Origin of the sequence: Leptothoe sp. LEGE 181152, from assembly GCF_032906605.1 — a bacterium.
Lineage (GTDB): Bacteria > Cyanobacteriota > Cyanobacteriia > Phormidesmidales > Phormidesmidaceae > Leptothoe > Leptothoe turfae.
In genome coordinates this window covers 26,346-46,635 of sequence record NZ_JASATU010000026.1, presented here as the reverse complement: position 1 = coordinate 46,635, position 20,290 = coordinate 26,346, and the positions used below count along the sequence as shown (strand labels likewise).

General features: G+C 49.5%; 19 protein-coding genes. 7 read left to right on the top strand and 12 right to left on the bottom strand.

Annotation, left to right across the window (positions count from 1 at the left end; translation table 11 throughout):
* Window positions 1–226 precede the first annotated feature (226 nt).
* Both QGP82_RS14915 and QGP82_RS14910 read right to left on the bottom strand, forming a co-directional pair.
* On the bottom strand, window positions 227–3,352 hold the full coding sequence (locus QGP82_RS14915) for an efflux RND transporter permease subunit (protein WP_499059977.1): 3,126 nt from the start codon (window positions 3,350–3,352) through the stop codon (window positions 227–229).
* A 14-nt stretch (window positions 3,353–3,366) separates the two neighbouring features.
* Window positions 3,367–4,737, bottom strand: coding sequence for an efflux RND transporter periplasmic adaptor subunit (locus QGP82_RS14910; protein WP_499059974.1), 1,371 nt, complete (start codon window positions 4,735–4,737; stop codon window positions 3,367–3,369).
* A gap of 671 nt (window positions 4,738–5,408) precedes the next feature.
* Here QGP82_RS14910 and QGP82_RS14905 point away from each other — a divergent pair.
* The 5 genes from QGP82_RS14905 (at window position 5,409) to QGP82_RS14885 (ending at window position 9,582) form a co-directional block, all read left to right on the top strand.
* Window positions 5,409–6,254 carry an Npun_R2479 family HD domain-containing metalloprotein gene (locus QGP82_RS14905; protein WP_006519745.1) on the top strand — a complete coding sequence of 282 codons (846 nt, stop codon included), beginning with the start codon at window positions 5,409–5,411 and terminating at the stop codon, window positions 6,252–6,254.
* Window positions 6,255–6,323: 69 nt separating this feature from the next.
* Entirely contained in the window at window positions 6,324–6,788 is a 465-nt protein-coding gene (locus tag QGP82_RS14900; RefSeq protein WP_499059970.1) for an ATP-dependent zinc protease family protein, read from the top strand.
* 138 nt (window positions 6,789–6,926) lie between these two features.
* Complete coding sequence (gene rimK / locus QGP82_RS14895) at window positions 6,927–7,835, top strand: 30S ribosomal protein S6--L-glutamate ligase (protein WP_499059968.1); 909 nt, start codon at window positions 6,927–6,929, stop codon at window positions 7,833–7,835.
* 252 nt (window positions 7,836–8,087) lie between these two features.
* The gene (locus QGP82_RS14890) at window positions 8,088–8,372 is read left to right on the top strand and encodes a DUF427 domain-containing protein (RefSeq protein WP_163670761.1); all 285 of its coding nucleotides are present in this window, start codon (window positions 8,088–8,090) and stop codon (window positions 8,370–8,372) included.
* A gap of 4 nt (window positions 8,373–8,376) precedes the next feature.
* Entirely contained in the window at window positions 8,377–9,582 is a 1,206-nt protein-coding gene (locus QGP82_RS14885; protein WP_163670759.1) for a bifunctional sterol desaturase/short chain dehydrogenase, read from the top strand.
* 134 nt (window positions 9,583–9,716) lie between these two features.
* On the opposite strand, the gene QGP82_RS14880 is transcribed toward QGP82_RS14885, so the two are convergent.
* Window positions 9,717–10,580 (bottom strand): WecB/TagA/CpsF family glycosyltransferase, encoded by an 864-nt coding sequence (locus QGP82_RS14880; protein ID WP_163670758.1) that lies wholly within the window; start codon window positions 10,578–10,580, stop codon window positions 9,717–9,719.
* Between the two features lie 345 nt (window positions 10,581–10,925).
* Between QGP82_RS14880 and QGP82_RS14875 the strand changes: the two genes are divergently transcribed.
* Window positions 10,926–11,192, top strand: coding sequence for a hypothetical protein (locus QGP82_RS14875; RefSeq protein WP_006519751.1), 267 nt, complete (start codon window positions 10,926–10,928; stop codon window positions 11,190–11,192).
* A 205-nt stretch (window positions 11,193–11,397) separates the two neighbouring features.
* On the opposite strand, the gene QGP82_RS14870 is transcribed toward QGP82_RS14875, so the two are convergent.
* From QGP82_RS14870 to QGP82_RS14860, 3 genes are all read right to left on the bottom strand, one after another.
* Window positions 11,398–12,447: a fatty acid desaturase gene (locus QGP82_RS14870; protein ID WP_163670756.1), complete on the bottom strand. Its 1,050-nt coding sequence runs from the start codon at window positions 12,445–12,447 to the stop codon at window positions 11,398–11,400.
* Between the two features lie 406 nt (window positions 12,448–12,853).
* The gene (locus QGP82_RS14865; RefSeq protein ID WP_163670754.1) at window positions 12,854–13,159 is read right to left on the bottom strand and encodes a hypothetical protein; all 306 of its coding nucleotides are present in this window, start codon (window positions 13,157–13,159) and stop codon (window positions 12,854–12,856) included.
* A 38-nt stretch (window positions 13,160–13,197) separates the two neighbouring features.
* Window positions 13,198–13,365, bottom strand: a complete 168-nt coding sequence (locus tag QGP82_RS14860) for a hypothetical protein (protein ID WP_163670752.1) — start codon at window positions 13,363–13,365, stop codon at window positions 13,198–13,200.
* Between the two features lie 315 nt (window positions 13,366–13,680).
* Between QGP82_RS14860 and QGP82_RS14855 the strand changes: the two genes are divergently transcribed.
* The gene (locus QGP82_RS14855) at window positions 13,681–15,123 is read left to right on the top strand and encodes a recombinase family protein (RefSeq protein WP_499059963.1); all 1,443 of its coding nucleotides are present in this window, start codon (window positions 13,681–13,683) and stop codon (window positions 15,121–15,123) included.
* A gap of 279 nt (window positions 15,124–15,402) precedes the next feature.
* On the opposite strand, the gene QGP82_RS14850 is transcribed toward QGP82_RS14855, so the two are convergent.
* The 6 genes from QGP82_RS14850 to QGP82_RS14825 form a co-directional block, all read right to left on the bottom strand.
* A complete protein-coding gene (locus QGP82_RS14850) occupies window positions 15,403–15,774 on the bottom strand; it encodes a hypothetical protein (protein ID WP_499059961.1) in 372 nt (123 codons plus the stop codon).
* A gap of 9 nt (window positions 15,775–15,783) precedes the next feature.
* Window positions 15,784–16,026, bottom strand: coding sequence for a hypothetical protein (locus QGP82_RS14845; protein ID WP_499059959.1), 243 nt, complete (start codon window positions 16,024–16,026; stop codon window positions 15,784–15,786).
* Entirely contained in the window at window positions 16,023–16,397 is a 375-nt protein-coding gene (locus QGP82_RS14840) for a hypothetical protein (RefSeq protein WP_499059957.1), read from the bottom strand. The genes QGP82_RS14845 and QGP82_RS14840 overlap by 4 nt, the downstream gene beginning before the upstream one ends.
* Complete coding sequence (locus QGP82_RS14835; RefSeq protein WP_499059955.1) at window positions 16,394–17,578, bottom strand: replication protein; 1,185 nt, start codon at window positions 17,576–17,578, stop codon at window positions 16,394–16,396. The genes QGP82_RS14840 and QGP82_RS14835 overlap by 4 nt, the downstream gene beginning before the upstream one ends.
* A 66-nt stretch (window positions 17,579–17,644) precedes the next feature.
* Window positions 17,645–20,029 carry an AAA family ATPase gene (locus tag QGP82_RS14830; protein ID WP_499059953.1) on the bottom strand — a complete coding sequence of 795 codons (2,385 nt, stop codon included), beginning with the start codon at window positions 20,027–20,029 and terminating at the stop codon, window positions 17,645–17,647.
* Window positions 20,026–20,271: a hypothetical protein gene (locus QGP82_RS14825; RefSeq protein WP_499059952.1), complete on the bottom strand. Its 246-nt coding sequence runs from the start codon at window positions 20,269–20,271 to the stop codon at window positions 20,026–20,028. Before QGP82_RS14825 ends, QGP82_RS14830 begins: the two co-directional genes overlap by 4 nt.
* Between the last annotated feature and the right edge of the window lie 19 nt (window positions 20,272–20,290).

The following is a 20,290-nucleotide window of genomic DNA, read 5'->3' as shown; positions in this document are numbered from 1 at the left end:
TGCGAGATTGATATAGAAGAACAATATCTTTGTTGAGTTTGCACATCTGAAAATCAGGGATTTGCATCTTTTTACATCTTCATGTGTCCATTCTTAAATGCTGTCTCAATTGTTTCAGGAGAGATCACCGTTTCATATTCAGAGGGTGATTGTGTCGGTTGCTATTAAAAAACAGTGAACCAGATCCCTGGTTCACTGTTTGTCGTTGTTGATGGTGTTGCGAGAACTATTTCACACCAGTTGCGATCGCCTCTGGTTTCTCATCACTATCTTCCTCTCGACCCAGCCCCGTTAGCCGCCTTAGCAGAGAGCCAATACCTTCATTAAACTGAGCGATAAAGGTGAAACATACCGGCACCACCACCAGGGTGAGTAGGGTGGCTGTCGAGAAACCACCAATAACGGCAATGGCCATGGGGCTACGGGTTTCACCGCCAGCACCCCACTCCATGGCAATGGGTACCATGCCTGCCATGGTGGAAATAGAGGTCATCAAAATTGGGCGGAGTCGTGTCAGACCCGCTTCAATCACCGACTGCCGGAGGGCAATTCCTTTTTCTCGGGCCATCAGGGCATAGTCCACCAGCAGAATTGAGTTTTTGGTCACCAGACCCATTAACAGAACGATGCCGATCAAGGCAAACAGCCCCAAGGGTTTCTGGGCAATCATCAGTCCCAATAGTGCCCCACCAATACACAAGGGCAGAGCGACCATCACCGCAAAGGGATAGATAAAGCTGTTGTACAGCAAGACCAGTACTGCGTAGATCATGACAATCGCCGTCGCCAGGGCAATACCAAACCGGCTAAAGACTTCTCGCATGATTTCGGCATCGCCGGAGGGTTGTTGAGAAACCCCTGCGGGGAGATTGACAAAGGAGGGAAGGGCATAAACTTGCTGTAACCCTTGACCCAGGGTGATGCCGTCTAAGTTGGCACCAATGGTGACCTGCCGGGAGCGGTCTAATCGATCAATCTGGGCTGGGCCACTGCCAAACTCGATGTCGGCAACGGCAATCAGAGGAACCAGCTGTCCCTGGTTATTGAGAACCTTGAGGTTTTCTAATGTGGATAGGTTATTGCGAAACTCTGAGGCTAGCCGTACCCGAATAGGAATCTGGCGGTCGCCCACATCAAATTCCGCCAGGTCAGATTCGGCATCACCCAGTGTGGCCAGGGAGGCAGTACTGGCAATGTCTCTGACTGTTACACCCAAGTCAGCTGCCCGTTGCACATCAGGGCGAATCAAAATCTCGGGCTGTACCAGGTTGGCACTGGAACTCACCTCCACCAACCCAGAAATCTGGCGCATTTCCTGGGTGAGGGCATCGGACGTGGCCTTGAGAGCTGCAGGATTGTCACTGCGCAAAGTCACCTCCAGGGCTTTACCGCTACCACCCGCGCCACCCTGGTTTTCAAAACTAATGCGGGCACCGGGAATCTGTCGTAGCACCTGGCGCATATCGTTTTCAAACTGGCCTCGCGATAGGCGTTCTTGTTTGGGTTTTAGTCGAGCTACGGCTGAGGCTTCGGCGGGCTCTTGGGAAATGTATACGCTATCTACGGCGGGATTTGCTTTAAGCCGATCACTCACGTACTGGGTAACCAGCTCTGTTTTGGCCAGGGTACTGCCCGGCGGTAGATCGATGGCCAGGCTAGATAAACCCGTGTCACCGGCGGCAAACAAACTGGTGGGAATAAACCGCGACAACATCAGGCTGGCAATGAAAAAGCCAATGGCTAAGCCTACCGTTAAAATTCGATGGCGCAGTGCTCCCCGCACCAGTCGAAAGTAGGGCAGTAGCCCCTTGGGTACGTAGATATCTCCAGCTCGGTAGCCATCGGCTTGACCGGGAGACTTTTCTTGCACTGGTTTTGGTTTGAGTAAATAGGCCGCCATCATGGGGGTCATCAGACGGGCCACCAGGGTAGAAAACATGGTGGAGACGGCTACGGTGACGCCAAAGGGCTGGAAAAACTGACCGGGCACCCCACCCATAAAGGCCACGGGCAAAAATACGGCCACAATGGTGGCCGTGGTGGTCACCACCGCTAACCCCACCTCAGCCGTAGAATCCATGGCCGCCCGCATGGGACGTTTACCCATGTCGATGTGCCGTTCTACGTTTTCGATTTCTACAATGGCGTCGTCCACCAGGTTGCCGACCGCCAGGGTGAGGGCCAGCAGGGTCATGCTGTTGAGGGTATAGCCCAGGGATTGCAGAACAATAAAGGTGGGGATAATCGAAAGAGGTAGGGCGGTGGCGGTAATTAATGTGGTGCGCCAGTTGCGTAGGAAAACGCTAACAACAATAACTGCGAGTAGGGAGCCAATAATGAGGGCATCAATGGAGGCTTTATAGGAATCGCGAACGTCGGTGGCACGGGTGTAGATCAGGTCAAATTCGACGTCGTCGAGGGTTTCGGTAAGGGTTGCGATCGCATCTTGCACCCCATCTTCCACCGTTACTAACAGACTGCCATTGCTGCGAAATACAGAAAACGACACCACCGGCTGATTGTCTAAATAAGCCGATTGCCGTTTTTCACCAAAGTCATCCTCAACGGCTCCCAAGGTATTTAAAGGCACCGTATTGCCATCGGGTAGGAGAATACCCAGATTCTGTAGACGTTCCACCGTGGGTGCACTACCCAGTGTGCGAATGCCCTGTTCCTGGCCCAAAATGTCGCTGCGACCACCGGGCAGGTTGATATTGGAATTACGGATCTGATTGTTGACCTGGGTAGCAGTGATACCGAGAGCGTCTAGCTCATTGGGATTGAGATCGACGATAATCTCGCGATCCACCCCACCAAACCGGCGTACCTGGGCTACACCTTTTACCGACAGCAACTCCGTCGCAATGGTGCGATCCACCAGGTCACTCAAATCCTCCACCGATCGTGTTCCAGAACTGACCGTATACGTCAGCATCGGTCCGCCTTCAAATTTGAGACGTCGTACCTGGGGTTCCTGAGCATCTTGAGGCAGTTCAGCCCGCACTCGGGTGACGGCATCTCGCACATCGTTGGTGGCCTGTTCCGTATCCACTCCCAGGTCAAAACTGATCACCGTGGTGGAATTACCATCGGTTACCGTCGAGCGCACATTGTCGATATTGCCAAGGCCAGAAACCGCATCCTCCACCGTTTTGGTGATCTGGGTTTCCATCTCTTCTGGACCGGCTCCCAGCTGATTCACCGACACAATGACTGCCGGAATATCAATATTCGGGTTGGCATCAATGCCTAACTGGGTAAACGACAGCCAGCCTGATAAAGTCAGCACCAAAAACAACACCAGCGTCGGCACCGGTCGACGAATCGACCACTCAGAAATATTCCAATTCATGGGTTAGTCTCCGATTATTCCGCTGGGGTGGTTTGAGTTGATGGGTCTGTAAAGGGCGATGACACAACAGATACCGGATCGCCTGGTTGCAAATAGCTTGCCCCCTCCACAATCACTTGAGTACCCTGATCTAGCCCCGATAAAATTTCCAGTCGTTCCGGCTGATTGGCGGTTGCCGGGAGTCGCGCTCCAACGGTGACGGTGACCAGCTCTGCCGCTCCTGATTCATCCACCGTAAAGACCTTAAAGGTGTCGTCTGCCTGGGGCAGTATCGCCGTCGCTGGCAGCACCATGCCGGTGCGTTGACCCGTCATGAATTCGGCCTGTAGAAACATCCCTGTGCGTAATTCGCTATTGGCCGACAGACTGACATTGACCGCTGCCTGGCGAGTTTGTTGATCGATTAAAGGTTCAATAGAACGCACAGACCCCGATATCTTAATTTGGTTGTTGGTTGAGGCGGTCACCATCACCGGAGTGCCGACCTGAATATTAGACAGCTGCCGTTGAGGTAGATCCACCACTAATTCCAATAAACCGTCTTGAACCATGGTGAATAGAGCGGTGCCCGTGGATGAGGTATCCCCAACCGTGGCCTGTCGCTCAGCAATTTGACCAGCCGCCGGGGCTGTGACGACGGTTTGGCCTAACTGGGTCTCTAGGCGGCTAATCTCGGCACCGCGACTGTTTACGGTGGCTTGGGCACTTTGGACTGCGGCTTTGGCCACACCGACGGCTTCGCGAGCCGTAATGGCTTCAGTGCGGCGGCTGTTTAACTCTTGTGAACTAATGCCCCCTTGTTCGTAGAGGGTCTGGTAGCGGTTAAAGTTTTCCTGAGCTTCGGCAGCCGTTGCTTCTGCTTGGGCCTGCTCTGCCCGCTCTTGCACCACCTGTGCTTCTGCCTGGGCATAGTTGGCCTGAGCTTGAGCAATCTGAGTTTGCAGTACTGAATCATCCAGAACGGCTAACACCTGTCCTGTACTCACTTGATCGCCTGCGCGCACTCGCACATCACGAATCTGCAAGCCACTGACTTGGGGAGAAATCTGTAGTAAGTCAAATGCTTGCACGGTTCCCGTAGCTGCTAAAGACTGTTGAATATTGGCCGATTGCAGCCGTTGTGCAGTCACACTGGTAGCGCCAGATGGATCCACCGTAGTGGCTGCGGCTGGAATTTCTGCTGGCTCAGATGCTGGCCGTGATAGCAGTCTCCCTCCCACAAAGGAAACCCCAATCCCCAGCAGTAGTCCCAGTCCTAAACCCCGTATCCCCACCAGGGCAGAGCGCTGCTTGGGTGAAGCATTAATCAAAGCAGCACCATTCGCATACTGACCATTGGTAGATTCTTTGAGTTGAGGGTCGTCTTGAAAATTTCGATACGTCACAGCCTAGAAAATACCAGTACAACTAAAGGACAACCCTGTTTACAGGACCCCCTGTAAACAGGGCCCCTGTTTATCGGATGCCTGTATAAGAAATCTGACGTTGCTGAGCCTGGGAGGCTTGAATCTGAAAAATAACGATCCGGGGCAATGCAGACAGAGCTATGTATCCCCTAGATCAGCAACAGTAGAAATCTTTAACAAATGTAAACCTGTTGCCATTATGGCGTATCCTTGCATGACTTTGATCACAGCCAGTGACAGTTTTATTTGGCACCCTAACGTCAGGCATGGGGCAAAATTTCTAACTATACTGCCGCCCATGTCGGCATCAGGTATCTATCCGCGATATGCCAGTCAGTGTCATGGCGTGCTGTGTAGCTTAGTCAGTGCATATTGAAAAAATGCGCACTTGCGATCGCAGCCAGACAATCCCTGCCCACACCCTGGAGTTCTTTTGTAGAGAAGACCTCGGATATAGCAGTGGGATCAGGCTGGGAGAGGCTGTCAATATCTAATTTTAAATTTTTGTCAGTAAACCATATGCAACCTGCGCTGCGCATACATTCCGTTACAGTACCTTTGGCTATATAAGGGTAGCCCTACGGTGTGTTAGCGTTAGCTCAGCTTTAAACGCAGTGCCCTTATTTCCTCCCATAAAAGCAGCCCTTACCATGTTCAATGTCACCGAGATTCTAATCGCTGATTTTGTTGAAAAACTACGTCTTGGCTATCGACGCACCTACGGTGGGCTGCACCATGACTACGAAGAAATTATTGCTTGGGCTGGCAGCATGGCCCTTGAAAATATTGCCAATAGCGATGCCCTGTACCACAATGTCGAGCATACTATTTTAGTCACACTGGTGGGTCAAGAAATCCTCAGGGGTAAACATACTCGCGAAGGAGGTGTCACCGCTGAAGATTGGCTGCACTTCATCATTTCCCTGGTTTGCCATGACATTGGCTATGTCAAAGGTGTCTGTCGTGACGACCTTGACCATGAACACCTGTATGCCACGGGCCATGGCGATATGATTAAACTTACTCCCGGTGCCACTGATGCGGCGTTGACACCCTATCACGTTGACCGTGGCAAGCTATTTGTCGCAGAACGTTTTGGTAACAATGAGCGGATTGATGCTAAACGGATTCAACATAGTATTGAACTCACTCGCTTTCCAGTACCTAAAGAAGAGGACCATCAAGACACAATTAACTATCCAGGGTTAATTCGAGCAGCAGATTTAATTGGTCAGCTGAGTGATCCCCGTTACCTCAAAAAGATCAGTGCCCTATTCTATGAGTTTGCCGAAACGGGTCAAAATAAGGAGTTGAAATATGAAACTCCCCACGATCTGCGCCGTAACTATCCTAAGTTTTACTGGGGAGTTGTTCACCCTTATATCCATGACAGTCTACGCTATCTAGCTCTAACTCAAGAGGGTAAGCAAATTATTGCTAACCTTTACTCCAACGTCTTCATCGTTGAATATGAGCAGGATTTGCTACCCCTGTGATGGCTGTCTCGTGCACCACCTGTCATAGAGTGAGCAAGGTGTTGTACGCAATCGGAGCATAGGGAATAGATGGAGTCCCAACAGCTGCCACTGATTGGGTGGCGTGAGTGGGTGAGGCTACCTGAATTTGGGATCACCAGTGTTAAGGCAAAAGTAGACACAGGGGCTCGTTCCTCGTCGATCCATGCCATCAACATTGAACAGTTTGATGCCGGTGGCATCCAAAAAGTGCGATTCCAAATTGCTCCGGTTCAGCATGATGATCGGCAGCTGGTGCAAGCCGAGGCAAAACTCCTTTGCCAACGGACGGTAACGGATTCCGGTGGCCACACAGAAAAACGCCCTGTGGTGCTCACCGCTGTATCTCTTGGCGGTGCCACCTGGCCCATTGAGCTTACCCTTGCCAATCGAGATGTGATGGGATTTCGTATGTTGCTGGGGCGTCAGGCCATTCGCGATCGCTTCTTAGTCCACCCTGGTCATTCGTTTTTGCAGAGCAGTCGGAGGCTATCAAAGAGTGAAGAGCCAATGTAGAAGGAGGTATGTAGACCTCAGCATTCAAAACTAAGAACTTTTCCCCATTCTCCATCGCCAATTGCCCTCTCCAACCTCACTCTATGGAATCATAGGTTAAATAGGTTTTTCGGTGCCTTTACTCAGTTTGCGCTTCCTATGAAAATCGGTGTGCTGTCCCGTGATGCGTCCTTGTACTCCACCCGCCGGCTATTGGAAGCAGGCAACAAACGTGGTCACATGATGAAAATCATCGACCATATGCGTTGCTACATAGAAATAACAGCTGATAGTCCTCGGTTAATTTATCAAGGCAAACCGCTGACCGATATTGATGCGGTGATTCCACGTATTGGTGCTAGCTACACGTTCTATGGCACCGCTGTTGTGCGCCAGTTTGAGATGATGGGGGTGCTCAGTGCCAACGGCTCTGATGCCATTGCGCGCTCCCGTGACAAACTACGCTGTTTGCAATTGCTTTCTAAGGAAGGGGTGGGATTACCGGTCACCGGATTTGCCCATTCCACTAAAGATACAGAGGGAGTCATTGAGCTGGTGGGGGGAGCCCCGCTCGTGATTAAACTGCTGGAGGGTACCCAGGGAATCGGTGTTGTTTTAGCAGAAACATACCAGGCGGCAAAGTCTGTAATTGAGGCGTTTCGCGGTTTGGATGCCAATATTTTGGTCCAAGAATATATCAAGGAAGCCAAAGGCCAGGACCTGCGATGCTTTGTTATCAATAATCAAGTCGTGGCATCCATGAAACGCCAGGGAGCGCCCGGTGAATTTCGCTCTAATATTCATCGGGGTGGCAGCGTACGCCGTGTCAAACTCAGCAACCAAGAGCGAGATACTGCCGTTAGGGCTGCCATGGCCATGGGGCTTAAAGTGGCGGGTGTGGACCTGTTGCGGTCTAGCCAAGGACCTGTTGTCATTGAGGTTAACTCTTCCCCCGGACTAGAGGGCATTGAGCGGGCAACAGATATCGATATTGCCAGCAAAATTATTCAGTATCTAGAACAACAATGGCGAATCAAGCGCAAAGCTCAGGAGGAGAAAAGGAAATAGCGGATGAAGAGCTTTAAGTTGTGAATTTTAAGTTTTGAGCTGCTGACCTTCAATCCGTTGCGACCAGTATAGGTAATTCAGTCACTCAAAACCAAGTAGTTAAAATTTCCCCTAACCGGCTCAGGGCAAGTTATTGACTGCCCATTGCCCGTGCCCCACGGCCTATTCTCCCTGCCACTCCCCTTCCATCTAGTTCGATTAAGATTTACCATCAGATACGAAACAATTCGCAACACTGAAGGGACAAGAGTCATGCCCAAGGCAACTTGGAATGGGGCTGTGCTAGCCGAGAGTGACAACTGTGAGGTGGTTGATGGGAATCAATATTTCCCACCTGAGACCTTGAATATGGACTATTTTAAGCCGAGCACTAAGACTACAACCTGTGGTTGGAAAGGGGTGGCGAACTATTACACCCTTGACGTGGATGGCCAACAAAACAAAGATGCTGCTTGGTACTACGCAGACCCTAAGGAAGCGGCTAACAATATCAAAGGTTATGTTGCTTTCTGGCGCGGTGTCACTGTAGAGGTTTAATTCTGTGGGGGATGTTGTTATCAGCTTTGAAGCAGGCTGGCTGCTCCAAGGCTTATGGTGCTTATTGTCTTTATTGCTCGTAGAGATGGTGCGAGATACCTACCATGTGGTAGGCCATTTTTGGCAACCATTTATTCAACTCCATAATTGGCATCACAAGGTTTATCGTAAGGACTATTCTGTTGTGAGCGATGAGCTGTACCGTAAGGCTCAGCTTTATAACGATGTGCCTGAGGCGCTGGTGATGATGGCGGTGATGGCGTTGTTGGCGCTTTTCACTCCCATATGGGGATTTTGGTTAGGATTTTTCTATGGTGCTGTTTTTTTGATCGCAGCGCTGTTGAGATCGCAAGGGTTTCTTCGTAGCACGGACCTGACCCACAAGCCAGGTCCGTTCAATGCGCCACCTCGGGTATGGTTTGTTAACCGTGCGTATCACTGGCGGCATCACTTTGATGAAACTACTGCCTACTATTCAGGCTATTTCACCCTATCGGACAAGCTTATGGGTACGGCACTGTCTCTCAAGGGCAAAACTGTCGCTGTGACTGGGGCCTCTGGCACCCTGGGACGTGCCCTGATTAAACGTCTGGCTGCCCAGGGGGCAAAGCCCATTGCCATCAGCCGAGCGGCGGATGCTGTTATTGAAGGGGCTGTTAAGGTCATTCCCTGGCGTTCAGGCCATGAGAACGAACTTAAGGAGGCCTTAAGCCGAGTAAATATTCTGGTAATTAACCATGGGGTCAATGTGCACGGTGAGCGGTCGGCAGATGCGATCGCCAAGTCCCTTGACGTGAACGCGCTCTCTGCCTGGCGATTGATGGAGGTATTTTTAGAAACTGTGGACAATCGCTTAGGTCCTGCCACGAAAGAGCTGTGGATCAATACCTCTGAAGCTGAGGTAAATCCTGCTTTCAGCCCGCTATACGAAACATCAAAACGTCTGCTAGGAGATCTAATCACCCTGCGCCGTCAAGATTCACCCTGTGTGATTCGTAAACTTGTGCTGGGGCCATTTAAGAGCCAGTTAAACCCCGTGGGTGTGATGTCGGCTGACTGGGTTGCAGGCGCAATTGTTGCTTTAGCTAAGCGAGATATTCGGAACATTATCGTCACGATCAACCCGATTACCTATGTCATGTTTCCGATTAAGGAAATAATGCAGTCGCTCTACTTTAAGCTGTTCTCTAAGGGGGAGAATATTCGGTAATTGGAAGGGGTGGAGGTTAGATTCTGAGGTTATTGGTTATTGGTTATTGGCTACTGGTTGATGGCTATTGGTGACTCCGCAGACACAATGCCATGTCGACAGCTAACTAATAACCAATAACCAGTAACACTCCCCTACTCCTTTCCCTTCGTAACCTGTTTAAGCTTCTGTTTAAGCAATAACTTAAAAAACGGTAAATCATCTAGTAAATAGCGTTTCCACAAGCGTTTAGGCTCAGACATTAGTCGATATAGCCACTCAATGCCTAAACTGCTCCACAATTGCGGTGCTCTGGGTTTGTTGCCTGCTTCAAAATCTAAGGCGGCCCCGACCGCCATAAAGATTTTTACCTTGGGCATATGGCTACGATATTTTGCGATCCATAGTTCTTGTTTAGGCGCGCCCACCCCCACAGCTAAAACCGTAGCTTCTGAGGCGTTAATAATGTCAATGATTGACTGGCATTCAGCCTCATCTTTTTCAAAACCGAAAGAAGGTGAGTGGGCTGCAATCACCATGTCTCGTCCAAACCTGGCATTAATATTCACTTGGGCTTGTTTGGCAACACCTTTGGCACCTCCCAAGAAGAAAATTGTGATGCCTGGGTTGTTGCGGTGATAATCGCAAAACAAAGGGAGTAAGTCAGACCCTGATATCTTTTCCTTTAAGGGTTTGCCCAACAACTTAGATGCATACATCAAAATTTGACTATCGCATACCTTGTAATCTGCTTGGCGATAGGCTTCCTGAAATTCAGCATCGTCCTGGAGCTTCATCAGATGATCCACATTCGGTGTGAAAATCACGCCTCTTGTGAGCTCTGCTAAAAACTGACGCTGAGAGATATTATCAATTTCCACCCCTAAAATTTCGACCCGCTCGCGCAGTCGTGCACGCTGCCGCTCAAGCATTCCAGCCGCTGTGGAAGTTAAAACAGCGACGCGAAACAGACGCTTATAATCAGAGGGCGTAGGCCTCTGTAGAACCTGCTGACTCATGGGAACTTAGGGAAGTGCACTGACTAGAATGTTCCCCAGTCGCCGGTAAATGTCACCTGGCAGTTTCCTAGTTAAAATAATTGGATGTTTGATGCAAATTAGGCGTCACCGTCATTCATTAATGCCCGAGGTACCTGTTTAGGCGCATCGGTTGCTTGGGTAATAGGGAGATTGAAATTAGCCTGAAGGACCTTGTGACCCAGGGTATTATTCATATGAGGATTAGACGTTTGGCACTATGCAGCGTTTGCACGCTAAGTATTGACTTATGTAAAATCCTCAAGGGCTAGGTAATCTGACCCGCCACTGGAATGCTCATCCTAAGAGCATTTTACCCTGAGAACTATGGCCTCGGTAAACACCCAAGAGAGCGTGACAATGCCCAGCGTAACCGATACAGCTTTTTACGATACCACTATTGCCTTCCGTCGTTTTGATGAGTGGCTACTTGGTAATTTTGGCGAAAAGATGACAGTGGGTGAGCGACTTCAGGTGGCCGCATCATTGACAATGTCCGCTCAAATCAGTGCTTTGACAGAAAGTGTGTCAGAGATGGATTTATCAAAAATTGAAAAATCCCTCAAAGAAATTGGAGTAAATATAAAACCCTAATAATTTTGCTATCTATTAATACGATTAAACTGGGCCACATTGATAGACAAAATTAATTTTTAAATGTCATTTGTTTAGGCATTTTTCTTTATTTTGTTACCTTTAATACGAAATGCTGGTCGATGCCCGTTCAGCAAAAAGGCCCCGGCATATTCCAGGGCCTTATTTAAGGCTATCGACGCTTGGAACTTAATAGCTTGGGCTATTACCGACGAACGGCTTTGAACGGTACATAGGCCTTTTCAGCGTGATAGAGATGGCAATGGTCAATGATGCTGCGCATAAATTTCCAGGTGAACTTTTCCTCACGAATATGCACCCGGTCTCCCCAAGCATCCTTCAAGCTTTGGTGAGCCATACGCAGGTTATAGGCTGGGATACCTGTAGAAATATGGTGGGGCACATGGACGCTGATATCGTGGCATAACAATTCGATCCATTTAGGGTAGTCGCAGTGAACCGTACCGGCCAATTGAGATTCCACTTCATTCCAGGTTTCCTCAGGATAAAACTGGATATCAGGCGCTGTATGGTGTACCAGCGTAAAGGTGCTCATCCAGAAGTGATAGCCTATCCAGGGCATCAACCAGAACTTGACCCAACCCCAAACACCTAAGGTGGCAATCATTGTGGGGAAAACAATAGCTGCAAATATAACAACGACCGCAATGGATACTTGAGCCTTACGCTTATCCCGCTCAGCAAAGTTATTTAGATTAAAGTGAATGCCGGCCCAGTGAATAATGGAAGCCAGCCACCAAAGACGTCCACGCATTAGCCAGTAAGCCGTCTGCATGAACTTGCTTTCTGATGTATAGGTATCGATAGTCCAGGGATGCCAAGCGTTATCGACATCTTGCTTATTGGTATGGCGATGGTGATGGTCGTGGAGTAGTCGCCAGGGGTGGAAGGGATAGATTAGGGGAGCAAAGGAGATGTAACCAACGATGTCATTAACCCAACGACGTTTGGCAAAGGACCGATGACCGCAGTCATGCCCGATGACAAACCAACCCGTTAGAGCTGTACCTGCAAAGAACCAGGCAAAAGGGAGCAAAAACCAAGGTGATAGGGCGATCGCAATATACCCTAAAATCGTCATTACAACGCTTAGACCCACCTGTTGCCATGCCTTGCGAGAATTTTTCTTAAAGCACTCCTTCGGTATGGTGTTGATCACATCTCTCAGCGTTACATTAGCCAACGGCCCATCAGAAAGCCGATCGGTTGATAACCTATCAAGTGTTGCGGTCATAAAATTTTCCACGCTCTGAATTGACAATCGTCGTTGCAAACTACCGCCCAGGTGGTGCTGGGACGTTTTTGGTTAGCAGTCCTCAGCAGCCATTTACAACGCCACTAAAAAGCACACTACAACCGGAAACGGCTGCCATGCGCCGGACCAACCCCCCTGCAACGGGGAGGGCAGCTCTGCTTAATATTTGTTAGAGCTGCTTAACAAATTGTTTTGATTCTACTATGGCGTGGTTGCGTTCTCAGATGAATTGAAAGGTGTCAATGGAGTTCCTTTGAGCATTGAAGATAAATGCCTCATTGTTTAATTCGTTATGCCACAAATCAATAAATATGTAGTAAGTAATGTCTATCTTGGTCATCCCTAACTTAGGGGGTGATTGCATCAGGTGACCACAGTCAAACCCCTAGGACTTGAAAAAAGCACAGATGACTTGGGTCGCAATATCATCGGCTACGGGCTGACCATCACGGCGGATATATTCATGGGTATGGCAGTTATACCGACCCATGGGACGACGGGTATCGTCTACCTGCACCACAGCTCGGTACTCCCAGTAATATTTAGCACTCCGGGTGATTTTTAGAACACAAACCTGGTGATTATCCACCGTTCGGCATAAGGGTGCTGCCTGGATAGCTGGAACTAGCAACAAGTTGAATAACAATACTAGGCCCAGTAGTTCTCCTGCCAAACATAACTTTTTTAACATGGTTAACATTAGGTCAGCACAACTTACCGATGGCGGATTTAACGCACCAATGGATGTTTAGGACCATCATAGGAGACCTGCAACAACAAATCAGCATTAGTATGCTGACCTTGGTCAATGGAGAGCTGAGCTAATTCTGCGAGAACTGCCCGCCAACCATAGGAAAAAATCATCTGTTGCAGAGCATGGGTGAGGTTGTTATCCATAAAATTTAGAGATTTTCTTTAAAATCCTTTAAGACTTTTTGATGATAGGGCTCTCAAAATCACAAATGCATCCGTAGGGTTAAGGATACGTCCAGGTGCGATTTTATAAGTGAACATTCCTGTGTATTGCGGAGAATGGGCCATGGCTTACTTGATAGGATGAGTACTTTCACGTAAAGCAAAAGCGATGGTGTTAGCCAGACAATATTTGGGTTCTGTATTGATCGGTGGTTTAGTTGCGATCGCAGCCTGCGGTAAGTTCGCAATGCACTAACTTGATGCTACCTTGCTTTGTGGTGAGCTGAGCAAGGTTGAGTGACGACGAACGAATTTAATCCAGGCCAAGCTATCGGATATTACCGGGTTTCCACCCAGCGCCAAGAAGAGGAGGGTCATGGTCCCGAGCGATACCTTGAGCGGCTAGAATCCGTAGGGATTAATCCAGTCGATATATATTTTGATGCGGAATCTGGGGGCAAATACGAGCGGGAAGACCTACAAAAAGCGCTCGCTCGATTAAAGGAGCCCGATAAACGTTTTTTTGTAATCCCGTACCACTCCAGGCTCCATCGTGACATTGGGGTTTGGGCTCGGATTAGAGATGCCATCCTATTAAATGGATGCGAGCTAATCGAACTCGATAAGGGTCTATCCCCTCGCGATTTGGTTAGTGCTGCTGGCAACCTTCAGGCAAACTTAGACGCCACCTTCGCGCAGTACCAACGCGACCAAGCCAGGGAGCACAGCACTAAGGGACATGCATTTCGGCGCAGTCAAAACCGTATTGTCAATCCTCGGTTTGGGTACACCAAAGATGCAGGGCAAAAATTGATTGTCAACGAGGATTTGTTCCCTGGAGGCAATGGCAAAACTTACAGGGAAGTAGCCATTGAGGTGATCGATACTCTAATTGAACTCGGAGGCTACCGGGCAACTTGCCGGGAGATGGCAAAACGATATGGTGAGCATCACCCTGATAGGAAAGGAGTAGCTAAAAACTTTCCTGCCAGTGCCAATGGACTGAAGCGGTGGATCAAGTGCCCAACATTGCGCGGCTATCTGGTTGATTTTCCAGGGCTTCCTAATGAATTAGTGCGGGAGGGCGAGCACGAAGCGATCATGGACCCTGACCGGTGGCGAGCAGTTAAGGCCACCATTGAACACATATCGTCAGTCCCTAACCCGGTCAACGACGTACAGCATCAGCGCAGGCCACTGGCAGGGAAAATAATTTGCGGGCTATGCGGGGGCAAGCATAACGGGAGCAGCGTAATCACCAAAGGGCGACGGTACTCTTACTTGGTCTGCCGAGGGAATCTAGACTCAGCTATCAAAAGAACGTGTGAGTATAAAAACTCAATCAAAGAAGCTGACTTTTATAAAGAAGTAATTAGACAGGTGTGCGATCACGCTATAAGCGTCGCACAGGAACTTTCCGAACCAAATACAGAGGAAGATCCCAAAATAATCAAACTGGGAAATGAAATCGAAAAACTTCAGTCAATGGAAGACCCGCTACTGAGTGAAGTGATACGGATCAAACAGAGTCAGTTGTCTCAACTTAGACAGGACGCTGAAGAAACTGTTACTAGAGAAGATGTCGAAATGTATGAAATAGTAGCGGCAGACCCTGAATTTTGGGAAGAACTAGAACCGCATGAATTACGGGTAATTCTTGACACCCTGGTCAAGCGGGCTGTTGTAAAGGCAAAGTCTTTGCCACTTTCACGGAGAGTGGAGGTGGAGTTTTATCGCTAGCCCCGTATTTTTTTGCATAAAATTCTTTAGCTCGCCTTTGAAATATCTCTTTTGCTGATGTCACCGCTCCACCCTCCTAGCTGCTGCCATCTCCCAACACCGCTCCAGATGCAGTTTTGCCCGCCACCACACCACGAAGCGCCAAGCTCTGACCAGTAGGGATCTCAGGCGCGCATGCCATGGGCGGGGTTCCCACCGGGCTTCGAGCCGGGCCCGAAAGTTTTCTATGTTTTGCTTCTCGATGGGGTTCATTACGCTGCCTCCAACAAACTCAACTGGTCATACCTCCCCGCCATCCTTTGCCCCCCGAACTCCCAAAAACCCTCTATCGGGCAATCGTCCCTGTGGCTCCCGTTGTTCATCGTGGCCAAAGCTCACAACCTCGCACACCTGATCGGGAAACAGCGGTACGGGATGACCCTCCCGAGCCTTGGGGACAACGAGGTCACCGGGTGAATATTCCGCTTGAACAGGTTCGGGCTTTGGCAGGGTAGAGGCTCTTTTTACTGCCTGAGCATCGTTCGTTAACAGTCTTAAATCCTTTCCAGCAAAAGGTTTCAGCGGATCTGACAAGGTGTTCGTTAAGGGGTCAGGTTGCGCCGCCGTCGGCGGGTCGAAGACTGAGAGCTGAGCTGATGGGAAATTATCCATGATCTCCTCCTACCCAATCCTTGGGGTTAATTTTTCTTGCTTCAACGACTCGACAATCGCTCTAAGTTCATCCGCCATTGCTTGATTACCCCAAGTCTTGCTAGCTACTGAAAAGCAAAGCCCGTCTAACTCTTTGGGGTTACCCACCAAGCAGCTGACTAAAGGGTCGTAAACATAACCAGGGCAAACCTCATAGGTGACCCAAACGTTGCTTCCTTCGCGGATTACGTCCCAGTACTGTAAATTCATCATCTTGCAATACCCTCCCGCAGTTCTCTCAATTGCGTTTTCTCTTCGCCGCTCAGATGCCCCCACACCTGCTGTTTTTGTCCTTGAGTGAGGCATCCTAGTAGCTCAAGGTCTTGAGCGGCTTGCTGACCCCCCTGGACATCACTCAGGCAACACTCGCGAACGATCAGCAGGCAGGTATCTAGCGCTTCCTTGTCGAGTGGTCCGATAATGTCGCCTTGAGGGGTGAGGTCGGCTACGTTCCACACCTGTCCGCTGGCAGTCTTGATTTTTTCGACTTCGCCCGTGGTTTTGTTGGTGCCAAGCTTGGCGATGCGATCGATCATGCTAAGGCGGTAGTTGAGGGCAGAAGCGCCGATAGTTAGCTCACTCATGCTGAAGCCCTCCTGGATCTCGTTTCAGCAATATCTCTTTCAAGCCTCCGCAGGTCATCACGTTTCGATTGCTGACAGAACGTCTGGCGAGAGGCTCTCATCCGATCTCCTACCCAGAAGTGGATGGCCCAGCGGCTGATGTCCTTGTAGCTAACAGTCACGTTGGCGCTATGAGCTAAGTCCAGGAACTCTTGGAACGACTGATGCAGAGGAAGGCTTAAATCAAGCTCAGCCATGCAGCCCTGTTCGACCTCTTCGGTGATATTCCCCTTGCTCCTCGAATCGGTAGCGGTCTTTTGCTGAGGCTTAGGTGTCTGTGGCTTTAGTAAGTCCAATTCTGACCATCGCTGCCCCGCAACTCGGATAGCAAGCCATCGGCACGCATCACCTCGCAAGGCTGGTTGATTTGTTTGCTTGAGCTGCGCGATCGCTGCCTTGATCGCTTCATCGCTCCAGCCGTTTAGCCTGTCGCCCTTACTGGCATCCCAAATCCATTGAACGCCCCATTGCTCCATGTTGCTGTAATCAGGGTGATAAGTTTTGCCACCGGAATGGTCGCGATTGAACCGCGCCTCCATAGCCGCCGTTGGGTGCATGTAACGCTCGCTGCGCAAAACCGGCTTTTGAGGGGAGGGGCTTTGGGGAGGGGTGTCTACTTCTGTTTCATCCAATTGGTTGCCGATGAGGGCGGCTGGCTCAACAGAGCCGCCCGATTCTTCGGTAAGGGGGTAGGGGGATTCTTCTTTTTTTTCTTCTTTATTTAGATCTTTATTTCTTATCCCCTGTTTTAGGGGAACCTGATCCCCTGTTTTAGGGGAACCTGATCCCTCATGATGAGGGATCCCCTGTTTTAGGGGATCCCCTGTTTTAGGGGTACTCAGTTTGAGTCCTTCGAATTTGATTTGGTATTTAAATGAGTTTTGTTTTTGGCTATTGACGCAGGGAGTCTTGTTAATCCAGTTTCGCTGCAAAAGCGATTGAACACTTCGGGTGACTGTAGACTCCGACAGTCCTGTGGCGCTTTGAATAAAGTGCAGGCTTAGCTCATGATCTTTTCTGTGAAAGCCAAGGGTGTAGCGGCATATCGCCATTACTACCTTGAATTCGCCTTTAGACAAATCCTGCATGTTGTCCAATATCAAATTTGGAACTTGTGTATAATTTGGGGAAGGTATTGTCATGCTGCCTCTTTTGATGGTTTGGCTTACTTTGAGGGTTGTTTTTTGAGGGTTTATTCCTGTGAGTCGTTAACCAGCCCAATCCAAATCTTTATCTTCAAGCGGTAGTTCCTGAGGTTTCGGCTCGGGTTCTACCGCTTTTGCTTTTGGCGGTGGTATCCCTCCCATTTGCTTGGCGTCAGGATTGGCGTAGTACAAGCGGAAGGCCCGCATTTTGCCATCTTTTTTGTCGATGTATGTTTTCCGCTCTGACTTCACGGAGCACATACGTCTCAAAATCTCTAAACAGGTCCCTGCTGCATCCGTCTCAATGCCGATCTCCTGCCCTAATTCTTTGGGCGAAAATCGCCTGTTGGGGTATTTCCCTAGATAGTTGCTGATAGTCTCAACACTAGCTGGCGCATCCTTAAGGCCCATGAATTTCCAGCCATAATTCAGTGTGTCACGCTCGATCATGTACTCACCTTGCAGGCCAGCTCGTGACTTTTCGATATTGAGGCAGTAAAAATCTTTAGGCCAATCCCCATCTTTGGGTTTGGCTAATAGTTGAATCTCCGAGGCATTATCCTTGAACGTAGACGAGTCTCTAAGCCCGACCACAGCCCCTTTGTTGACATGGTGAACCAACCAGAAGGAGACGCCCCAATCGGCTGTTTCTGCGAAGTCTCTGAGCTTGTAGACACAATCTCCAGCTTTGGAGCTGATCATGTCTGTGTCAGTCCCTGCGTGAGCAGCTGTAATTGAGTCAATAATGACTAAATTGGGCTTCAGTTTGTTGATGATTTGAAACAGTTGCCGAGTTTGGGTAAACCGCCAACGACGACACCAGGTAATTGCCCCTTTGGGGACAGCATCAAAACAAGCCTCGTGCAACTTATCCGACGTATCTGTTTTAGGTTCGTCCACCTGAACGATCAAGACCTTCCCGTGCACTGTTGGTAGTCCGCTCCAACTGTGTCCCGTTGCGATCGCCTTAGCGATGTCGTACAGCAATACGGTTTTGCCGATACCACCCGGAGCGCCAATAATGGCCACTGAATTAGCCGGGAGAAGCCCCCCAACAACCCAACGGCGTTCCGGGTTAGCCTCCATGATGTCGTGAGTGTCTTCAAGTTCTAGGACCCCAAGCCGGTCACGTCTAGCCCTGGCTTGCTTCAGTAAGTAATCAGCGTTAAACCCACGAGCCTTTAACCCTTGTTCGTAGGCAAAGTTGGACAACTCCCAGTGCAGCCTAGACTCGTCAGGTTCTGACTCTTCTAACTGATCTACAACGTCAAGAACGTCGTCGTAGTCTGGCGTTTCTGGCGCTTCACTATGCTCAGGTGTTGACACCTTATCTGGAGCAGTGACAGGGGCTGAGGCGAGATTTAATTCTCCCTGTACCGGCTTATTCTTCCATGCCCATGCCTTGATGCAGCCCTCGATCATGTCAGGGTTAAGACTCGGGCTCGGGCGGTTTTTCTCAGCACTTTTCCAAATGGTTTTGGGTTGCCCTTTTGGTTGATCCTGAGTTAACCCAACGTCATCACACCACCCAAAGAAGATCGCCCGTGGGTCACCGTCATATTGCTGCCCAACAGAGTCGAGATATTTGGCAGTCCCCAGCAGGTCACGAGCGATCGCAGCACCGGTATCGTTTCGCCCTTCGCTGTATTTATGAGACTCGATAGCATCGCGAGTTTTTTTGCTACAGGCGACTAGCAGAGGGGGACGCTGATCGCAAGGCAGAGAAAAAGATTTGTCAAAGTCTGGCCAATTTTGAGGGGTGTCTGTTGAGCCCCCGTCGGTTAGCATTGCCTCGATGATCCACATGGGAGCATCGGCAATGGGTGTCTCTTCAGGATGGTAATGCCAGTAATAACCGTTAGTCTCTGGATGAGTGCCGACAACTACTGATTGGGCACCAGTCCAACGGAGTTCAAGCATCTCTACAGGTACTTGCTTTTCTTCTCCGTTTTCATCGACTTTTGTTTCAAACTTGGTCCCAAACTTTTTGGTTTCAATCCCAGACCAGAAGTCTTTACCTATTTTGTAGATAGCTTGGTATCTGTTCAGCCTTCCACTTTTTACGACTGGCGTCCTTGGTAAAGCTTGCTGAATAGTTTCGCAGCCAGACAGTTCTAGGATTTTTGCATCAGCTGTTAGACCATCGTGATCCAAAAACAGCAGACCTCCCGATGGTTCACCACAAAGTACTCCAGCCGCCCTTACCCATTTAGAAGGAAGTGTAAATGCGTCGGGCTTGTCAGCCTTACAGATAGCGCCCTCAAAAACATTAGATGTAGCTGCTTTTTCAAAATCTCCAGCCTTGAAACCAGACTGCTGCCATCCTGAATAAAGAGGTGCTTTCTTGCCGCCGACCGGTATCAACGCCCACTCCTTGGGTAAGCGCTGAACTTCTTTGATGATGGTAGCTATACCAAAATCGACCACTTTGGTAGCAGTGTTTGTCATAGCCACCCACGCTCCGATGCTCTACGAAGCCCATAAATTCTTTTGGTTGTCCCAGACTGCACCCCAAAACAGATGTCGTATAACTTGTAGGCGTCCTGTCGGATCGCGACATCGATAGGATCTCTACTGCCGAACATTTGGTAAATCTTGTCTGCGGATTCGATGATGGCTGTTAACGATGGAAAATTTCCCGCACAATCCCCCCGCACCTCCAGGGGCACGGTCTGTTCTGTTCGTTTCATTTCCAGGAATTACTTACTA

Coding starts and splice junctions, on each gene's coding strand:
- QGP82_RS14905 (WP_006519745.1), top strand. CDS start 5,409: ATGTTCAATGTCACCGAGATTCTAATCGCTGATTTTGTTGAAAAACTA.
- QGP82_RS14840 (WP_499059957.1), bottom strand. CDS start 16,397: ATGAGTGAGCTAACTATCGGCGCTTCTGCCCTCAACTACCGCCTTAGC.
- QGP82_RS14875 (WP_006519751.1), top strand. CDS start 10,926: ATGGCCTCGGTAAACACCCAAGAGAGCGTGACAATGCCCAGCGTAACC.
- QGP82_RS14825 (WP_499059952.1), bottom strand. CDS start 20,271: ATGAAACGAACAGAACAGACCGTGCCCCTGGAGGTGCGGGGGGATTGT.
- QGP82_RS14900 (WP_499059970.1), top strand. CDS start 6,324: ATGGAGTCCCAACAGCTGCCACTGATTGGGTGGCGTGAGTGGGTGAGG.
- QGP82_RS14870 (WP_163670756.1), bottom strand. CDS start 12,447: ATGACCGCAACACTTGATAGGTTATCAACCGATCGGCTTTCTGATGGG.
- rimK (WP_499059968.1), top strand. CDS start 6,927: ATGAAAATCGGTGTGCTGTCCCGTGATGCGTCCTTGTACTCCACCCGC.
- QGP82_RS14865 (WP_163670754.1), bottom strand. CDS start 13,159: ATGTTAAAAAAGTTATGTTTGGCAGGAGAACTACTGGGCCTAGTATTG.
- QGP82_RS14850 (WP_499059961.1), bottom strand. CDS start 15,774: ATGGATAATTTCCCATCAGCTCAGCTCTCAGTCTTCGACCCGCCGACG.
- QGP82_RS14835 (WP_499059955.1), bottom strand. CDS start 17,578: ATGACAATACCTTCCCCAAATTATACACAAGTTCCAAATTTGATATTG.
- QGP82_RS14830 (WP_499059953.1), bottom strand. CDS start 20,029: ATGACAAACACTGCTACCAAAGTGGTCGATTTTGGTATAGCTACCATC.
- QGP82_RS14915 (WP_499059977.1), bottom strand. CDS start 3,352: ATGAATTGGAATATTTCTGAGTGGTCGATTCGTCGACCGGTGCCGACG.
- QGP82_RS14860 (WP_163670752.1), bottom strand. CDS start 13,365: ATGGATAACAACCTCACCCATGCTCTGCAACAGATGATTTTTTCCTAT.
- QGP82_RS14890 (WP_163670761.1), top strand. CDS start 8,088: ATGCCCAAGGCAACTTGGAATGGGGCTGTGCTAGCCGAGAGTGACAAC.
- QGP82_RS14845 (WP_499059959.1), bottom strand. CDS start 16,026: ATGATGAATTTACAGTACTGGGACGTAATCCGCGAAGGAAGCAACGTT.
- QGP82_RS14880 (WP_163670758.1), bottom strand. CDS start 10,580: ATGAGTCAGCAGGTTCTACAGAGGCCTACGCCCTCTGATTATAAGCGT.